Genomic DNA, 16,398 nt, shown 5'->3' with positions numbered 1-16,398 from the left:
CCCAGTGGAAATGCTTGGGAGGACGCTCTGCGTCACAGATTTGCGGCGTCCCGCCGTACTCAAGACCGGACGCAGAGCGTCGGACGATCGTTGAGATTATCGTTCCGCACGCTCCAGCGTCGGAATGCATTGCGTGAAGCTCTGCGTCACAGGTTTGCGACGCCCGCAGGCAGCCGCACCACCGCACACAACCCCGCGGGCGGGCGGTTTTCCAGGGTGAGTTCGCCGCCGTGGGCTTGCACGCAGGCGCGGGCGATGGCCAGCCCAAGGCCGAGTCCGCCGCCTTGAGGGTGGTCTGTGCCGGTCTGGCTCAGTTGCACGAAGGGTTCGAACACTTGAGTCAGCCATGCCGGTTCGATGCCCGTGCCGTGATCGAGGACCTCCAGGTGAATGTCCCCGTCGGACGCTTTGAATAAACTCACCGTGGCATCCCCGGCGTGCTTCAGTGCGTTGTCGATCAAGTTGGTCAGTGCGCGTTTCAGCGCCAAGGGCCGACAGCGACAGGTGATCTCGCTTGCGCCGTGCCAGCCAATCGGTGTTCCCATCGTCGTGTAACGCTTTGCCAGATCATCAATCAGGACGGTCAGCGATATCTCTACCGTGGCTTCCTGCACCGCATCTCCGCGCACAAAGTTCAGGGTCTCGCGCACCATCGCACGCAGCTCATCAAGGCTGTCGAGCATGTCATCGCGCTCTGGCCCGTCGTCAAGCAGCTCCATTTGCAGGCGCAGTTCGGTGATCGGCGTGTTCAGGTCATGACTGATGGCGGCCAGCATGCGCGTGCGACCTTCCACATGGCGGGCAATGCGCGCCTGCATGATGTTGAACGCCGTGGTCAGATCACGGGCCTCCTGCGGGCCGGACAGCGGCAGCGGCGGGATCCATTCACCGCGGCTGACGCGCTCGGTTGCCTTGGCCAGGGTCTTGACCGGCCGCACGATACGGCGCATGAAAAACACCACGATCAGCAGCACCGGAATGGTCGTCACCGGCAGGGTATAGGCCAGCATTCGGCCCCACTCATAGCCGCCCGCCGGGTGCTGAATGCCATTCAGGTACGAGCCGTTCAGCAGGTCGATACTGGTGCGCAGCCGCAACGGGGCCCAGCCCGCCGCAACGAACACATGCTCGCGCGCCGGCCCACCGCTGATGCGTTCAAGCTGCATGCCGATGGTGGTTTCTGCGGGCAGTTTCAGGCGATGACTCAGGTCGGCGACCAGTCGATATTCTTCGGCGCGCATGTCCAGCGTATTGGCGATGGGCCAGGCGGACACCCACAACTCTGAATCCGGCGTCTGCATGGCGGCCAGCAAGCGCGAAGCGTCTTCAGCCGACAAACCCTGCGTGGCGTGGTACGCGGTGATCAGCCGCTCGACGGCAAGCGTGCGCGACAGTGGATGAATCAGCGCGCCGGTACGTTGCAGAAAAAGCATCGCGATGGCATTGGAAGCCAGCAAGGCAAGCAGCAGCAACAGCGCCAGTTGCTGCGTCATGTGCCTTGGCCACAGCCAGTTCGGCACGGTCATGCGTCGAGCGCTGCGACGCTGGCCGCGAGCATGTAGCCGTCGCCCCAGATGGTGCGCAGCAATTGGGGCTCAAGCGGGTTGTCATCGAGCTTGCGGCGCAGGCGGCTGATCTGCCGGTCGATAGCGCGGTCGTAGACTTCGCAGCCCGGGCGCGCAGTCAGATCGATCAGGCGCTGGCGACTGAGAATGGTGTTGGGATGGCTGAGCAGTACGCCCAGCAGACGGGCTTCCACCGTGCTGAGCCTGACCGCCGAGCCGTCACCGCGCCGCAGCGTTCCGGTACTGCTCATGAAACTCAGGCCTGCGAACGCATAGTGTTGCGTCGGCGCAAGCGCAGCCTCGGCAGGTGTAGCCTCCATGACCGTCGGCACCGGCCCGCGCCTGCGCAACACGCTGTTGATGCGTGCCACCAGTTCGCGCGGCTCGAACGGCTTGGTGAGGTAATCGTCTGCCCCGATGTCCAGACCACGCACCCGGTCGGCAGACGTGTCGCGTGCGGTGAGCAGAATCACCGGAATGTTCTCGCGTCGATGCAGACGGCTGCACAGTTCAAATCCGTCGCCGTCCGGCAGCATCACGTCCAGCACCACGACATCGAACGGCTGTTGCCTGAGCAATTGCCACATACCCGCCGCGTCCTCGGCCGTGCGCACGTCGAACAAATGACGGCGCAGATAGACGGCCAGCGGGTCGCGGATCTTGCGGTGATCATCCACGACAAGAACGCGCGGAGCAGGACGAAGCTGAGGAGTAGCGCACATCATGATGTTCCTGCGGCACAGCCGGGGATGATTCTCATTGAGTGGCGCGATCTTATCCCATTTGTGGCTGGAGAGTCGCCGCACGGCGAAAAGCCATTACTCCGCACCGCCGATTCGCGTTGTGTATCGATATTTTTACACTAGGTAAACGCGCCAGAACCGGCTACTTTGACCCTCATCAAACCCGCGCAGGGATGCCCGGTACGCTTCGATGAGAAGTGCAGCATCCCTCGCCCGAGGCTGACGCTGCACTCATCAAACGTCCCTGACTCAGAAAAAGAAGAGATCGATCATGAAGTTCGAACCCCTCGCCAGGTCGCTGATCGCGACGGCATTGATTGTCGCGTACTCCCCCACATTCGCCGCGTCACAAGCCCCGGTTGCTGCCGAAAACGGCATGGTCGTGACTGCCCAGCATCTGGCCACCCATGTGGGTGTCGATGTGCTCAAGAATGGCGGCAACGCGGTCGATGCCGCTGTTGCAGTCGGTTACGCGCTGGCAGTGGTATACCCCGCAGCCGGTAACCTCGGTGGCGGCGGCTTCATGACCATCCAGCTGGCTGACGGGCGCAAGACCTTTCTCGACTTCCGCGAAAAGGCGCCATTGGCAGCGACTGCCAATATGTACCTGGACAAGGACGGCAAGGTCATTCCTGATCTAAGTGCCAAAGGCCACCTGGCCGTCGGCGTGCCGGGTACCGTGTCCGGCATGGAAATGGCGCTGAACAAATACGGCACGCGCAAGCGCGAAGAGGTCATTGCCCCGGCGATCAAGCTGGCCGAAGACGGCTTTGTACTGGGGCAGGGCGACGTTGACATGCTGTCCAGCGCCACCGATGTGTTCAAGGCCGACATGGCTGATTCCGGCTCGATCTTCCTCGATAAGGGCAAGCCGATGCAGGTCGGTCAGAAGCTGGTGCAGAAAGACCTCGCCAGGACCCTCAAGGAAGTGTCCGAGAAGGGCAGCGACGGTTTCTACAAAGGCTGGGTGGCCAAGGCGCTGGTCGATTCGAGCCAGGCCGGCAAGGGCATCATCACCCAGGCTGACCTTGATCACTACAAGACCCGCGAGCTGGCGCCGGTCGAATGTGACTACCGTGGCTACCACGTAGTGTCGGCACCGCCGCCGAGTTCCGGCGGTGTGGTCATCTGCCAGATTCTGAACATTCTTGAAGGCTACCCGATGAAAGAACTGGGTTTCCGTTCGGCGCAGGGTATGCATTATCAGATCGAAGCCATGCGCCATGCCTACGTGGATCGCAACAGCTACCTGGGCGACCCCGATTTCGTCAAGAACCCGGTCGAACATCTGCTGGACGTCAAGTACGCGGCCAAGTTGCGCGAAGCCATCGAGCCACAGAAAGCCGGTGACTTGAACAAGATCAAGCCGGGCGTCGCGCCACACGAAGGCAGCAACACCACCCATTATTCGATTGTCGACAAATGGGGCAACGCGGTCTCGGTGACCTACACCCTGAATAACTGGTTCGGCGCGGGTGTCATGGCCAGCAAGACCGGCGTGATTCTCAACGACGAAATGGATGACTTCACCGTCAAGGTCGGCGTGCCCAACATGTACGGGCTGGTGCAGGGCGAAGCCAACGCCATCGCGCCAGGCAAGACGCCGCTGTCATCCATGAGCCCGACCATCGTCACCAAGGACGGCAAGACTGTCATGGTCGTCGGTACGCCGGGCGGCAGTCGCATCATCACCGCAACCCTGCTGACCATGCTCAACGTCATCGACTACGGCATGAACATTCAGGAAGCCGTGGACGCGCCGCGTTTCCATCAGCAATGGCAGCCGGAAGCAACCAACATCGACACCTTCGCCGTGAGCCCCGACACGCTGAAGATTCTCGAGAGCTGGGGCCACAAGTTTGCCGGCCCGCAACCGCTCAACCACGTGGCGGCCATTTTGGTCGGTGCGCCCTCGCTGGGTGGCAAGCCGGTCGGTAACAACCGTTTCTACGGCGCCAACGACCCGCGCCGCAACACCGGGTTGTCGCTGGGTTACTGAGTCATTCTGCTGACCACGCCACGGCACTGAGCTTTAGAGTCGGCCCCAGGGTCGTGGCGTTTTTGTTTGTTGCTGGTGAGTCAGTTGCGCACCCAGCGCTGACGGCTCCAGCCACTCAACGCATCGACGGCGAACACCAGTATCAGCATCGCCAGAATCACGCTGCTGGCCTGCGCTTCCTGAAACAGGCTGAGACTGACGTAAAGCATCTGGCCCAGCCCGCCCGCGCCGACAAAACCCAGCACGCTTGCCATACGAATGTTGTTTTCCCAGCGGTACAGCGTGTAAGCCAGCAACTGCGGCCAGAGGTTGGGCAGCGTGCCGTAGCCGAAGGCCTGCCAGGCGCTGCCACCTTGCAGACGAATCGCAGCGGCGGGCTCCGGCGCGGTGTTTTCCAACGCCTCTGCAAACAGCCGACCGAGCACGCCGGTGGTGTGCAACGCCAACGCCAGCGTGCCCGCGTTGGGGCCAAGCCCTGCTGCCAACACCATCAGCACGGCCCAGACCAGCTCCGGGATGGCGCGCAGCGCATTGAGCAGCAAGCGACTCAGGCTGCGCAGCGGCCAGCCCAGACGCCCGGCAGCGGGCAAGGCGAGCAGCAAGCCGGCGACGGCTGCCAGCAACGTACCCAGGGCCGACATGGCCAGCGTTTCCAGCGCGCCTTTGCCGATGGCCTGCACGTGATCGCGGCTCAGGTCGGGGCTCATGAAGCGCAATGCATAACGGCCCATCTGCGTCAGGTTGTCGTGACTGCCAAGCGTGAACAGGTCCAGGCCGAGGTACACACACGATCCGGTCACCGCCGCCACAATCGCCAGCAACAGCACCACGTTGCCTGTGCGCCTCATGTGAACCGCCTGCGCAACAAGCGACTGAGCTGATCGGCGAGCAGCACCAGCAACAAGAAGGTCAGCAGCATGCTCGCCACCTCATCGCCTGCGAACATGCGCATCGACAAGTCGATCTGCTGGCCCAGACCGCCCGCGCCGACGAAGCCCATCACCACCGATGCACGCACTGCGCACTCCCAGCGATACACCGTGTAAGACGTCAGCTCTGCCGCCGCGTTGGGCACAATGCCGTAAGCCAGCGCGGCCAGCCGCCCGCTGCCTGCCTGGAGCAAGGCGTGAGCCGGGCGCTGGTCCACTGATTCATATATCTCGGCATAGACCTTGCCGAGCATGCCTGCATAAGTGATGGCGATGGCCAGTACGCCCGCTGTAGGACCGAGACCGACTGCGCGCACGAACAGCAGCGCCCAGACGATTTCCGGCACGCTGCGCAGGAAGATCAACACGCCGCGCACCGGCCAGCGCAGGCATTGGCCGAGCCAGCCCGGCCGCCCGCCACGCGAGGCCGCCGACAAAGACAGTGCATTGCTGGCGAGCAGGCTTGCCGGTATGGCCAGCAGCAGGGCAAGGGCGATACCGGCAGTCGCGATCGCAAGGGTTTGCAGGGTGGCTTGCAGCAGCAGACCGAGGAACTCTGTGGAGTGCGCCACAGGCCAGAACCCGGCAAGGAAGTTGCCCATCGTCCGGGCGTTGTCGGCTTGCAGCAGCACAAACGGATTCAGCTCGGCCAGGCGAATGCCTGGCCAGAGCAGTGCGATAGCCAGCAGCGCCAGCAACAGGCGCGGCACTGCTGCCGGGTCACGCCGGTCACGACTCAGCATCGCGGCGCCCATACCGTTTCTGCAACCTCGCAAACCTGCTGCGGGCTCAGTTGTTCATTGGCGTAAAGCGTGTCGAGGTGTTGCCGTTCGACCTCGCCGGCCGGGAGATCAAAGTAGATACGACCGTCGCGCACCCCGATGATGCGCGGAAAGTGCGCCAGCGCCAGTTCCACTGCGTGCAGGCTCGCGACCAGCGTCACGTTGTGTTCGATGGCGTGCTGACACAATAACGCCAGGGTGTGATCGGCCAGACGTGGGTCCATCGCCGAAACCGGTTCGTCGGCCAGTAACAACTCAGGGGCCTGATACAACGCGCGGGCGATGCCGACGCGCTGCAACTGGCCACCGGACAACTGCTGGCAACGCTCGAACAGTTTGTCGGCCAGGTCCAGGCGCGCCAGCACCGCGCGTGCGCCGGGCACGTCCAGCGGGTGCAACAGGTTCAGCAGGCTTTTGCCCAGCCCCCATTGCCCCAGCTTGCCCGCCGACACAGCAGTCACCACACGCTGACGCGCAGGTAACGGCGGCGCTTGATGAATCAGGGCGATGCGGCTGCGCAATTGCTGGCGTTGCCGGCTGGACAGTCGCCACGGATTGACGCCCAGCACTTCCAGCTGCCCGGCGCTGGGCGGCAGCGCGCTGGCCAGCAGGTTGAGCAAGGTGGTCTTGCCCGCACCGGACGGGCCGATGATTGCGACCCGCTCGCCGCGCTCAATGCTCAGGTCCAGCCCGCGCAACGCCAGCGTGCCATTGCTGTGGCGCAGGTCGATGGCGGACAGGTGCAGGGTCATTTCAGCAGGTCGGCAGCGCGTGCGGCTTCTTCGATACCCTTGTAGTTCTCGGGTTTGGTTTCGATGAAGCGGCTGGCAGCCTGCAGATCGAGAATCGCCTTCTGCTCAGGGTTGGCTGGGTCAAGGTCAAGGAAGGCCTGTTTGATCTTCGCCGCCAGCGCCGGGTCGAGGCTGCCGCGCACAGTCCAGTTGTAGTCGAAATAGGTCGGCGTGGTCGCGAACACGTGCACCTTGCTGGTATCGACCTTGCCGCTGGCGACCAGTTTGTCCCACACGCTGGCATTGAGCACGCCGGCATCGACCTTGCCGGCCTGAACCCAGGCAGCTGTCGCGTCATGTGCGCCGGAATAGGCAACGCGGCTGAAGAACGTCTCCGGCTTGATGTTTTCCTTGAGCATGAAATAGCGCGGCATCAGGCTGCCGGAAGTGGACGACACCGAGCCGAAGGCAAACGTCTTGCCTTTCAAATCAGCCAGAGTCTTCACGGCCGGATCGGAGGTGATGAATTTGCTGGTGAATTTGGCGTCCTGTTCGCGCTGTACCAGAGGCATGGCATTTCCGGTCTTGAGGTTGACCTGAACAAAGGTGAAGCCGCCCAGCCAGGCCATGTCGAGGCGGTCGGTGGCCAGTGCTTCGACCACGGCCGGGTAATCCGCTACCGGCACGAACTCGACTTTCATGCCCAGGCGTTGCTCCAGATAAGCCCCCAGCGGCTTGAACTTGCGCAGCAGTTCGGTGGGCGCTTCGTCGGGGATGGCCGAGACGCGCAGGGTATCGGCCGCATGGCTGGTCAGCGCGGAGAAGGACAGGGCAAGGCCGGCGGCGAGCGCCAGGGTACGCTTGAGCATGGAAGTTTCTCCGGGTCGAGAGCAGGAAGACAAGCAAGGCAGCGCGTGCATGAATGGACAGCCAGCGCCGCGCAGAGTTGGGTAGCCGTGCGCGGGGATTATAAGAGGCATGGCGAGAAAGGCCAGTTCAGCGCTTCACTGTCGGCTGACACGCCCGGCGGGCGCTGCGGTTTGCGCTGATACGCGAACAGCCCCTAGACTCCGCAGCCTGTTCCCCGGTTACCGAGAGTGTCGCGATGAATGAGCCAATCCGCCTGACCCAGTACAGTCACGGAGCAGGGTGTGGCTGCAAGATTTCCCCCAAGGTATTGGACGTGATCCTTGCCGGCAGCGGCGCGCAGAACCTGGACCCGAAACTCTGGGTCGGCAATACCTCGCGTGACGATGCAGCGGTTTACGCGCTGGACGACGAGCGCGGCGTGGTCTCGACCACCGACTTCTTCATGCCCATCGTCGATGACCCGTTCGACTTCGGCCGCATCGCCGCGACCAATGCGATCAGCGACATCTATGCGATGGGCGGTGATCCGCTGATGGCCATCGCCATTCTCGGCTGGCCGGTCAATGTGCTGCCGCCCGAAGTGGCTCGCGAAGTGATCCGTGGCGGTCGTGCCGTGTGCGACGCTGCCGGTATCCCATTGGCGGGCGGCCATTCCATCGATGCGCCGGAGCCGATATTCGGTCTGGCCGTCACCGGCGTGGTGCAGAAAAAACACATGAAACGCAACGACACCGCGCAGGCCGGCTGCGTGCTGTACCTGACCAAACCATTGGGCATCGGCATTCTGACCACCGCTGAAAAGAAGGCCAGACTGCGTGAAGAAGACATCGGCCTGGCGCGGGACTGGATGTGCACGCTGAACACGCCGGGCAGCCGTTTCGGCAAACTGGCCGGCGTGGCGGCGATGACCGATGTCACCGGTTTTGGTCTGCTCGGGCATCTGGTGGAAATGGCTGACGGCGCGGGCCTGACCGCTCGTCTGGATTATGCCGCTGTGCCGCGTCTGCCGGGTGTCGAGCATTACATCGCGGAGGGCTGCGTGCCGGGCGGCACGTTGCGCAACTTCGAAAGCTATGGCGACAAGATTGCCGCGCTGAGCGATGCCCGGCGGGACCTGTTGTGCGATCCGCAAACCAGCGGCGGCTTGCTGGTCGCGGTCAGCCCTGAAGGTGAAGCGGAGTTTCTGGCGGTGGCGGCCGAACTGGGCCTGCAACTTAACCCGATCGGCACCTTGCTCGAGCGACAGACCCACGCCGTCGAGGTGTTCTGATGGCCGACAACAGCAGCGACTACCGGGCACTGTTCCTCAATGACGTGCCGATGATGGACGCTCGCGCTCCGGTGGAGTTTTCCAAGGGCGCATTTCCGGGCGTGATCAATCTGCCGCTGATGAACGACATCGAGCGGCAGAAGGTCGGCACCTGCTACAAACAACATGGCCAGGACGCGGCCATTCAGCTCGGGCATCAACTGGTCTGCGGGCAGGTCAAGGATGAGCGGGTCGAGGCCTGGGTCGAGTTCGCCCGAGCCAACCCGAATGGCTACCTGTACTGCTTTCGCGGTGGCCTGCGCTCACAGACTGTGCAGCGCTGGCTGAAAGATGCAGGGGTTGATTACCCGCGTATCCTCGGCGGTTACAAGGCGATGCGCACGTTTTTGCTCGATACCCTGCATGAAGCCGTGACCGAGTGCGATCTGGTGGTGCTAGGTGGCATGACCGGCACCGGCAAAACCGAAGTGCTGACGCAATTGCCCAACGGCCTGGACCTGGAAGGCGTCGCCAATCATCGCGGCTCCAGCTTCGGCAAGCGCGCCACCGGGCAACCGGCGCAGATCGACTTCGAGAACCGCCTGGCCATCGACCTGCTCAAGAAGCGCGCCGCCGGTATCGAACAGTTCGTTGTGGAAGACGAAAGCCGTCTGGTCGGCAGTTGCAACGTGCCGCTGGAATTGCACCAGGCCATGCAAGGCTGTCCGGTGGTCTGGCTGGAAGACAGCTTCGAGCACCGCGTCGAGCGTATTCTGGCCGATTACGTGGTCAACCTCTGCGCAGAGTTCATCAGCGTCAAGGGCGAAGAACTCGGCTTCGGGCTGTTTGCCGATCGCCTGCTGCAGAGCCTGAACAACATTCACAAACGCCTGGGCGGCGAGCGTCACCAGCGTTTGCTGGCGCTCCTGCAGACGGCGCTGGAAGAGCAACAGCGCAGCGGCGCGGTTGAGCTGCATCGGGGCTGGATCGAAGGCTTGCTCGGCGAATACTACGACCCGATGTATGCTTATCAGCGCGAACATAAAGCCGCGCGAATCGAGTTCGCGGGCAATCAGTTTGAAGTGTCGGGCTATTTAAGCGAGCGTTCATCGCGGCGCTAGTCTGATGGTTTTTTAGCTGGCGGACAGGGATGCCATGAGCGCAGTCTTCGATTTCTACCAAACCCTCGGCTGGGGCCTTTCGGCGCTGGTGATCGGCACCTTTTTGCTGGCAGGCACGGTCAAGGGGGTTATCGGCCTTGGCCTGCCCACGGTGGCGATGGGCTTGCTGGGGCTGGTCATGCTGCCGCCGCAGGCTGCGGCCTTGCTGATTATCCCCTCGGCGTTCACCAACGTCTGGCAACTGGCTACTGGCGGGAGCCTGCGACCCTTGCTCAAACGCCTGTGGCCAATGCTGAGCATGATTTTCATCGGCACCTGCGCCGGTGCGTTCTGGCTGGGCATGAGTGGCAGCCATTCGATGACGCGGGCATTGGGCGCGGCGCTGCTGCTTTATGCGTTGAGTGGCCTGTTCCTGCCGACGTTGCAGGTCGCGGAGGCTGCCGAGCGCTGGCTGGGGCCGTTGGGTGGTTTTGTGACCGGCGTTATCGCGTCGGCCACCGGGGTATTTGTGATTCCCGTGGTGCCTTATCTGCAAGCGCTGGGGCTTGAGCGTAACGAGTTGGTGCAGGCGCTGGGGCTGTCTTTCACCGTCTCGACTGCGGCGCTGGCGGTTGGCTTGTCATGGAATGGTGCGCTGGGCGGCACCGAGCTGGGCGCGTCGCTGCTGGCACTGGCTCCGGCGCTGTTGGGCATGCTGCTGGGCCAATGGCTGCGGCAACGCATCAGCGCGGCGCTGTTCAAGCGGGTGTTCTTTATCGGGATGGGACTGCTGGGGCTGCATCTGCTGATAAAAGGCTGATCACGAGCGCGACACAGACAGATCAGCAACATGCCAGCCCGTCGCTGGACGGGCTGTTGACTGCGCTGGCTGTCAGTGTGTGCGGGCGACGGCGAACTCGCTGAGTTCGATCAGGGCATCGCGGTATTCGCTGGGCGGCAAGGCGTCCAGGCAGGCAATGGCGCGCGCAGCGTAGTCGCGGGCCAGTTGTGCGGTGTAATCAAGCGCACCGGCATTTTCCACGGCATTGCGGATGCTTTCCAGATCTTCCAGGCCACCTTTCTGGATTGCCTGCCGAACCAGTGCGGCCTGTTCCGGGCTGCCTTCGCGCATGGTGTAGATCAGCGGCAGGGTCGGCTTGCCTTCTGCCAGATCGTCACCGACGTTCTTGCCCAGGGTCTCGGCATCGCCGCGGTAGTCGAGCAGGTCATCGACCAGCTGGAAGGCCACACCCAGATGGTCACCGAACGTGCGCAGGGCTTCGGTCTGCGCTTCGGAGGCCTTGCACAGGGCTGCGGCGCTGTGGGTCGAGGCCTCGAACAGCATGGCTGTCTTGCCGCGAATCACTTCCATGTAGGTTTCTTCGGTGGTGCTGGCGTCGCGGATCTTGGACAACTGCAGCACTTCGCCTTCGGCAATGATGCGGGTCGCCTTGGACAGGATCTTCATGACTTCCATCGAGCCCAGTTCAACCATCATTTCGAACGAGCGCGAATAAAGGAAGTCACCCACCAACACGCTGGGCGCGTTGCCCCACAGGGCGTTGGCAGTGGAGCGGCCGCGGCGCATGCCGGACATGTCGACAACGTCGTCATGCAGCAGGGTGGCGGTGTGCAGGAATTCGATGGTGGCGGCCAGCAGGCGGATGTCGTCGCCTTCGCGGCCCAGAGCCTTGCCACACAGCAGCACCAGCAGCGGGCGCAGGCGCTTGCCACCTGCCGACGTAATGTAATCACCGATCTTGGAGACCAGCGGTACACGCGACGTCAGTTGCTTTTTGATGATAAGGTCAACGGCACTAAAGTCGTCCGCCACCGCGCGGTAGAAGGCTTGGGGTTGCATCAGCGACACGTGCTCCGGATAGGTTGCGCCGCATGCTAGGTCGCGGGGTAGAGCGTGTCAAGGTATGACGAGCGGCCTCTTGCAACACACCAATCCCTTGCGTACAATCGCGCACCCTAACTTTCCTGGGCAGCACCTGCCTTACGCAATGCAAACGGGCCGTTCCAGCCCCATGCAGCCATGCCAGCCAATACTCTTCTTATAAAGAGCTGGGTGAGCAGGATTTTCGGAGAAATACCATGTACGCAGTAATTGTTACCGGTGGCAAGCAGTACAAAGTCGCCCCAGGTGAATACCTGAAAATTGAAAAACTGGAAATCGCTACTGGCGAATCCGTCACTTTCGACCGCGTTCTGCTGGTTGGCAATGGCGACGACGTCAACATCGGTGCTCCAGTTGTTGCTGGCGCTACCGTTGTAGCTGAAGTGATCTCGCAAGGTCGCCACGACAAGGTTCGTATCATCAAGTTCCGTCGTCGTAAGCACCACATGAAGCGCATGGGCCACCGCCAGTGGTACACCGAGATCAAAATTACAGGTATTCAGGCTTAATTCAGCCTAATCCTCAACTGGAGAATTGACTCATGGCTCACAAAAAAGCTGGTGGTAGTACCCGTAACGGGCGCGACTCAGAAGCCAAACGCCTTGGCGTGAAGATGTATGGCGGCCAGGCTATCATCCCTGGCAACATCATCGTGCGTCAGCGCGGCACCCAATTCCACGCTGGCTACGGCGTTGGCATGGGTAAAGATCACACCCTGTTCGCGAAAGTGGAAGGCGTGATCAAGTTTCAAGTCAAGGGCGCCTTCGGTCGTCGCTACGTGAGCATCGTTCCGAAGACTGAAGTCTCCGCAGCGTAATCACGCAGTTGCTTAAAAGCCCTGTCTTGCGACGGGGCTTTTTTGTTTGTAGAGGTAGAGAGGCAGGTGAGTCTCTTGCAAAACTGTTTGTGCGGGCTGTTGTGATGTTGACCCTTGGGGTCGCTGGTTTCTGATCGGTATCGCAACGCTCATTTTTGCAAGAGTCTTATGTAATTTATGTGGTTCTGCTCGTCCCTGTGGCGGGAGGCGTGCGTTATGAAATTTGTAGATGAAGTTTCCATTCGAGTAAAAGCCGGTGACGGCGGCAACGGTTGCATGAGCTTCCGTCGCGAAAAATTCATTGAAAACGGTGGTCCAAACGGCGGCGACGGTGGCGATGGCGGTTCGGTCTTTATGATCGCCGACGTCAACCTGAACACGTTGGTCGACTACCGCTACACCCGACACTTCGATGCCGAGCGCGGCGCCAATGGCGGCAGCGCCGATTGCACCGGTCGTAAAGGTGAAGAGTTGGTGCTGCGTGTGCCGGTGGGCACCACCATCATTGACGCCACCACCCAGGAAATCATCGGTGACCTGACCAAAGACGGTCAGCGCCTGATGGTTGCCCAGGGCGGCTGGCACGGTCTGGGTAACACCCGATTCAAATCCAGTACCAACCGTGCGCCACGTCAGACCAGCCCGGGCAAGCCAGGTGATCAGCGTGATCTCAAGCTTGAGCTGAAAGTGCTGGCCGACGTTGGCCTGCTGGGCTTGCCGAATGCCGGCAAGAGCACGTTCATTCGTTCGGTATCGGCTGCCAAGCCGAAAGTTGCCGATTATCCGTTCACCACGCTGGTGCCAAACCTGGGCGTGGTCAGTGTCGATCGCTGGAAGAGCTTTGTCGTCGCCGACATTCCGGGCTTGATCGAAGGTGCATCCGACGGTGCCGGTCTGGGGATTCGCTTCCTCAAGCACCTGGCGCGTACCCGTCTGCTGCTGCACCTGGTCGATATGGCGCCTCTGGATGAAACCAGTGCCCCGGATGCTGCAGAAGTGATCGTCAGCGAGCTGGAAAAATTCAGCCCGTCGCTGGCAGAGCGTGATCGCTGGCTGGTGCTGAACAAGTGCGACCAGATCCTTGAAGAGGAGCAGGAAGCCCGCAAGCAGGAGATCGTTGATCGCCTGGGATGGACCGGCCCTGTCTACGTGATCTCTGCCATTGCCAAAGAAGGCACCGAGCAGCTGACTCGCGACATCATGCGTTACCTCGAAGAGCGCAGCCTGCGCATCGCCGAAGAGCCTGGTTACGCCGAAGAGCTGGCCGAGCTCGATCAGCGCATCGAAGACGAAGCGCGCGCGCAGTTGCAGGCCCTGGACGATCAGCGTGCCCTGCGTCGCAGTGGCGTGAAGAGCGTGCATGACATCGGTGAAGATGACTGGGACGAAGAAGATGTGGATGATGAAGACGGTCCGGAAATCATTTACGTCCGCGACTGATCGCTTGAAGTAAACTTGAACGCCGCTACGATTGTTAGCGGCGTTTTTGTATCTTGAATTTGAAAACTCTCTGGCTAAGGTTGGAAGAAGATGCGCAGCAAAGTGACGGGCGCCCAGCGCTGGGTTGTGAAGATTGGCAGTGCCTTGCTGACCGCGGATGGCAAGGGCCTGGATCGCAACGCCATGGGTGTGTGGGTAGAGCAGATGGTGGCGCTGCATGAAGCGGGCGTCGAGCTGGTGCTGGTTTCTTCCGGGGCTGTTGCTGCCGGTATGAGTCGCCTTGGCTGGACGGCGCGACCCAGTGCAATGCACGAGCTTCAGGCTGCCGCTGCAATCGGTCAGATGGGGCTGGTGCAGGCGTGGGAGTCGAGTTTTGCCGAGCATGGCCGGCATACCGCGCAGATCCTGCTGACCCACGACGACCTGTCGGACCGCAAACGCTACCTGAATGCCCGTAGCACCCTGCGTACGCTGGTCGAGCTTGGGGTGGTGCCGGTCATCAACGAAAACGACACAGTGGTCACCGACGAGATCCGTTTTGGCGACAACGACACACTGGCGGCGCTGGTTGCCAACCTGGTCGAGGCCGATCTGCTGGTCATCCTGACTGATCGTGATGGCATGTTCGACGCTGATCCGCGCAACAACCCTGATGCGCAGCTGATTTACGAAGCGCGTGCCGATGATCCGGCGCTGGATGCGGTAGCGGGCGGTACGGGCGGTGCGCTGGGGCGTGGCGGCATGCAGACCAAATTGCGTGCTGCGCGCCTGGCTGCGCGTTCCGGTGCGCATACCGTGATCGTCGGCGGGCGCATCGAGCGCGTGCTGGCGCGGCTCAAGGGGGGCGAGCGGCTGGGAACATTGCTGTCGCCCGAGCGCGAAATGCTCGCGGCGCGCAAGCAATGGCTGGCTGGCCACTTGCAGACCCGCGGTACGCTGGTGCTGGACGACGGCGCGGTTTCCGCGCTGGCCAGCGATCACAAAAGCCTGCTGCCGGTTGGCGTCAAGCTGGTGCAGGGCAGCTTCCGTCGCGGCGAGATGGTGGTGTGTGTCGCGCCTGACGGTCGGGAGATCGCTCGCGGGTTGAGTAACTACAGTGCCATCGAGGCGCAGAAGATCATTGGTCACTCATCCGAGGCCATCGTGCGCGAGCTGGGCTATATGGCCGAGCCGGAGCTGATTCATCGGGATAATCTGATTCTTGTCTGATTACGGTCGTTAAAAGGAAGATTCAATGCGCGCTATCAACGGATTTCTGGCTGCTTTGCTTTTTGTGCCGGCCCTGGTCTCGGCAGAAGAGATTGGTCAGGTGTCGACCGTGTTCAAAATGGTGGGGCCTAACGACCGCATTGTGGTCGAGGCGTTTGATGACCCCAAGGTGGACGGCGTGACCTGCTACCTGTCGCGTGCCAAGACTGGCGGCGTGAGGGGTGGCCTGGGGCTGGCTGAAGACCGCGCCGAGGCGTCCATCGCCTGCCGTCAGGTAGGGCCTATCCGCTTCAAGGAAACCCTCAAGGATGGCGACGAGGTATTCAAGGAGCGCACATCGCTGGTCTTCAAGACCATGCAGGTGGTGCGTTTCTTCGACAAGAAGCGCAATGCGCTGGTGTACCTGGTCTACAGCGACCGTGTCATCGAAGGCAGCCCGCAAAACGCCGTCACCGCGATCCCGATCCTGCCATGGGTAACCGCGCCCGCACCTTGATGTGTCTCGCGGCCGGACGCAGAGCGTCCAGAACGGCATGCCGACGCGGAGCGTCGCACGATAGTTAAAATTATCGTTACCTGCACTCCAGCGTGGGAATGCCTGTCGTGACGCTCTGCGTCACACGTTTTCGTCGCGCCACGCTACTTTCCCGCAGGCAATAAAAAACCGACCCTGAGGTCGGTTTTTTAACAAGCGGATCGCTTAGGCTGCAGCAGCAAGGCTCAGAGCCTTGATGTGACCGTTCAGACGACCTTTATGGCGAGCAGCCTTGTTCTTGTGGATGATGCCTTTATCGGCCATACGGTCGATAACAGGCACTGCCAGAACATAAGCGGCTTGCGCTTTTTCTGCGTCTTTTGCGTCGATGGCTTTAACTACATTCTTGATGTAGGTACGAACCATGGAACGCAGGCTGGCGTTGTGGCTGCGACGCTTCTCAGCCTGTTTTGCACGTTTTTTGGCGGAAGGTGTGTTGGCCACCGTCGAGCTCCTCGAAAGACTTTGTGAAATAGCAAACAAAATAGGCCGCGAATCATGCCGATGAGTTGAAGTCTTGTCAAGG

General features: G+C 61.5%; 17 protein-coding genes. 9 read left to right on the top strand and 8 right to left on the bottom strand.

The features are described from left to right. Positions 1-146 precede the first annotated feature (146 nt). Together QRN38_RS21950 and QRN38_RS21945 are read right to left on the bottom strand one after the other, a co-directional pair. Positions 147-1,493: an ATP-binding protein gene (locus tag QRN38_RS21950; RefSeq protein WP_005769235.1), complete on the bottom strand. Its 1,347-nt coding sequence runs from the start codon at positions 1,491-1,493 to the stop codon at positions 147-149. Positions 1,494-1,522: 29 nt separating this feature from the next. Beyond that, positions 1,523-2,287, bottom strand: coding sequence for a response regulator transcription factor (locus tag QRN38_RS21945; RefSeq protein ID WP_007246780.1), 765 nt, complete (start codon positions 2,285-2,287; stop codon positions 1,523-1,525). 292 nt (positions 2,288-2,579) lie between these two features. On the opposite strand from QRN38_RS21945, the gene ggt reads away from it, so the two are divergent. Continuing rightward, positions 2,580-4,307, top strand: coding sequence for a gamma-glutamyltransferase (gene ggt / locus QRN38_RS21940; RefSeq protein ID WP_057418730.1), 1,728 nt, complete (start codon positions 2,580-2,582; stop codon positions 4,305-4,307). A gap of 80 nt (positions 4,308-4,387) precedes the next feature. On the opposite strand, the gene phnE is transcribed toward ggt, so the two are convergent. The 4 genes from phnE to QRN38_RS21920 are packed head-to-tail and all read right to left on the bottom strand — an operon-like array spanning position 4,388 to position 7,618. Then, on the bottom strand, positions 4,388-5,155 hold the full coding sequence (gene phnE / locus QRN38_RS21935) for a phosphonate ABC transporter, permease protein PhnE (protein ID WP_057418729.1): 768 nt from the start codon (positions 5,153-5,155) through the stop codon (positions 4,388-4,390). Next, entirely contained in the window at positions 5,152-5,979 is an 828-nt protein-coding gene (locus QRN38_RS21930) for a PhnE/PtxC family ABC transporter permease (RefSeq protein ID WP_057418735.1), read from the bottom strand. Before QRN38_RS21930 ends, phnE begins: the two co-directional genes overlap by 4 nt. Further along, complete coding sequence (locus tag QRN38_RS21925; RefSeq protein ID WP_057418728.1) at positions 5,973-6,770, bottom strand: phosphonate ABC transporter ATP-binding protein; 798 nt, start codon at positions 6,768-6,770, stop codon at positions 5,973-5,975. Before QRN38_RS21925 ends, QRN38_RS21930 begins: the two co-directional genes overlap by 7 nt. Next, entirely contained in the window at positions 6,767-7,618 is an 852-nt protein-coding gene (locus QRN38_RS21920) for a putative selenate ABC transporter substrate-binding protein (RefSeq protein WP_057418727.1), read from the bottom strand. The genes QRN38_RS21925 and QRN38_RS21920 overlap by 4 nt, the downstream gene beginning before the upstream one ends. Before the next feature lie 236 nt (positions 7,619-7,854). Here QRN38_RS21920 and selD point away from each other — a divergent pair, with 236 nt between their 5' ends. Genes selD through QRN38_RS21905 form a run of 3 tightly spaced genes read left to right on the top strand, consistent with a single transcriptional unit; the run spans position 7,855 to position 10,788 of the window. Further along, on the top strand, positions 7,855-8,889 hold the full coding sequence (gene selD / locus QRN38_RS21915; protein WP_057418726.1) for a selenide, water dikinase SelD: 1,035 nt from the start codon (positions 7,855-7,857) through the stop codon (positions 8,887-8,889). Next, positions 8,889-9,989 (top strand): tRNA 2-selenouridine(34) synthase MnmH, encoded by a 1,101-nt coding sequence (gene mnmH / locus QRN38_RS21910; RefSeq protein WP_057418725.1) that lies wholly within the window; start codon positions 8,889-8,891, stop codon positions 9,987-9,989. Before selD ends, mnmH begins: the two co-directional genes overlap by 1 nt. A gap of 34 nt (positions 9,990-10,023) precedes the next feature. After that, complete coding sequence (locus QRN38_RS21905) at positions 10,024-10,788, top strand: sulfite exporter TauE/SafE family protein (RefSeq protein ID WP_007246772.1); 765 nt, start codon at positions 10,024-10,026, stop codon at positions 10,786-10,788. A gap of 72 nt (positions 10,789-10,860) precedes the next feature. On the opposite strand, the gene QRN38_RS21900 is transcribed toward QRN38_RS21905, so the two are convergent. Further along, a complete protein-coding gene (locus QRN38_RS21900) occupies positions 10,861-11,829 on the bottom strand; it encodes a polyprenyl synthetase family protein (RefSeq protein WP_005769255.1) in 969 nt (322 codons plus the stop codon). Between the two features lie 239 nt (positions 11,830-12,068). Between QRN38_RS21900 and rplU the strand changes: the two genes are divergently transcribed. From rplU to QRN38_RS21875, 5 genes are all read left to right on the top strand, one after another. After that, on the top strand, positions 12,069-12,380 hold the full coding sequence (rplU, locus tag QRN38_RS21895; protein ID WP_003381306.1) for a 50S ribosomal protein L21: 312 nt from the start codon (positions 12,069-12,071) through the stop codon (positions 12,378-12,380). A gap of 32 nt (positions 12,381-12,412) precedes the next feature. Then, a complete protein-coding gene (gene rpmA / locus QRN38_RS21890; protein ID WP_002551972.1) occupies positions 12,413-12,688 on the top strand; it encodes a 50S ribosomal protein L27 in 276 nt (91 codons plus the stop codon). A 216-nt stretch (positions 12,689-12,904) separates the two neighbouring features. After that, a complete protein-coding gene (gene cgtA, locus QRN38_RS21885; RefSeq protein WP_005769256.1) occupies positions 12,905-14,128 on the top strand; it encodes an Obg family GTPase CgtA in 1,224 nt (407 codons plus the stop codon). 90 nt (positions 14,129-14,218) lie between these two features. Further along, positions 14,219-15,337 (top strand): glutamate 5-kinase, encoded by a 1,119-nt coding sequence (gene proB / locus QRN38_RS21880; protein WP_003381304.1) that lies wholly within the window; start codon positions 14,219-14,221, stop codon positions 15,335-15,337. A 25-nt stretch (positions 15,338-15,362) separates the two neighbouring features. After that, entirely contained in the window at positions 15,363-15,833 is a 471-nt protein-coding gene (locus QRN38_RS21875; RefSeq protein WP_005769257.1) for a CreA family protein, read from the top strand. Between the two features lie 204 nt (positions 15,834-16,037). Here QRN38_RS21875 and rpsT read toward each other — a convergent pair whose 3' ends face one another. Next, the gene (gene rpsT, locus QRN38_RS21870; RefSeq protein ID WP_003344603.1) at positions 16,038-16,316 is read right to left on the bottom strand and encodes a 30S ribosomal protein S20; all 279 of its coding nucleotides are present in this window, start codon (positions 16,314-16,316) and stop codon (positions 16,038-16,040) included. Positions 16,317-16,398 lie beyond the last annotated feature (82 nt).

This window comes from Pseudomonas sp. CFBP2511, assembly GCF_030209255.1.
Lineage (GTDB): Bacteria > Pseudomonadota > Gammaproteobacteria > Pseudomonadales > Pseudomonadaceae > Aquipseudomonas > Aquipseudomonas avellanae.
The sequence above is the reverse complement of the archived record's forward strand: the minus strand, read 5'-3'. Positions and strand labels throughout refer to the sequence as shown.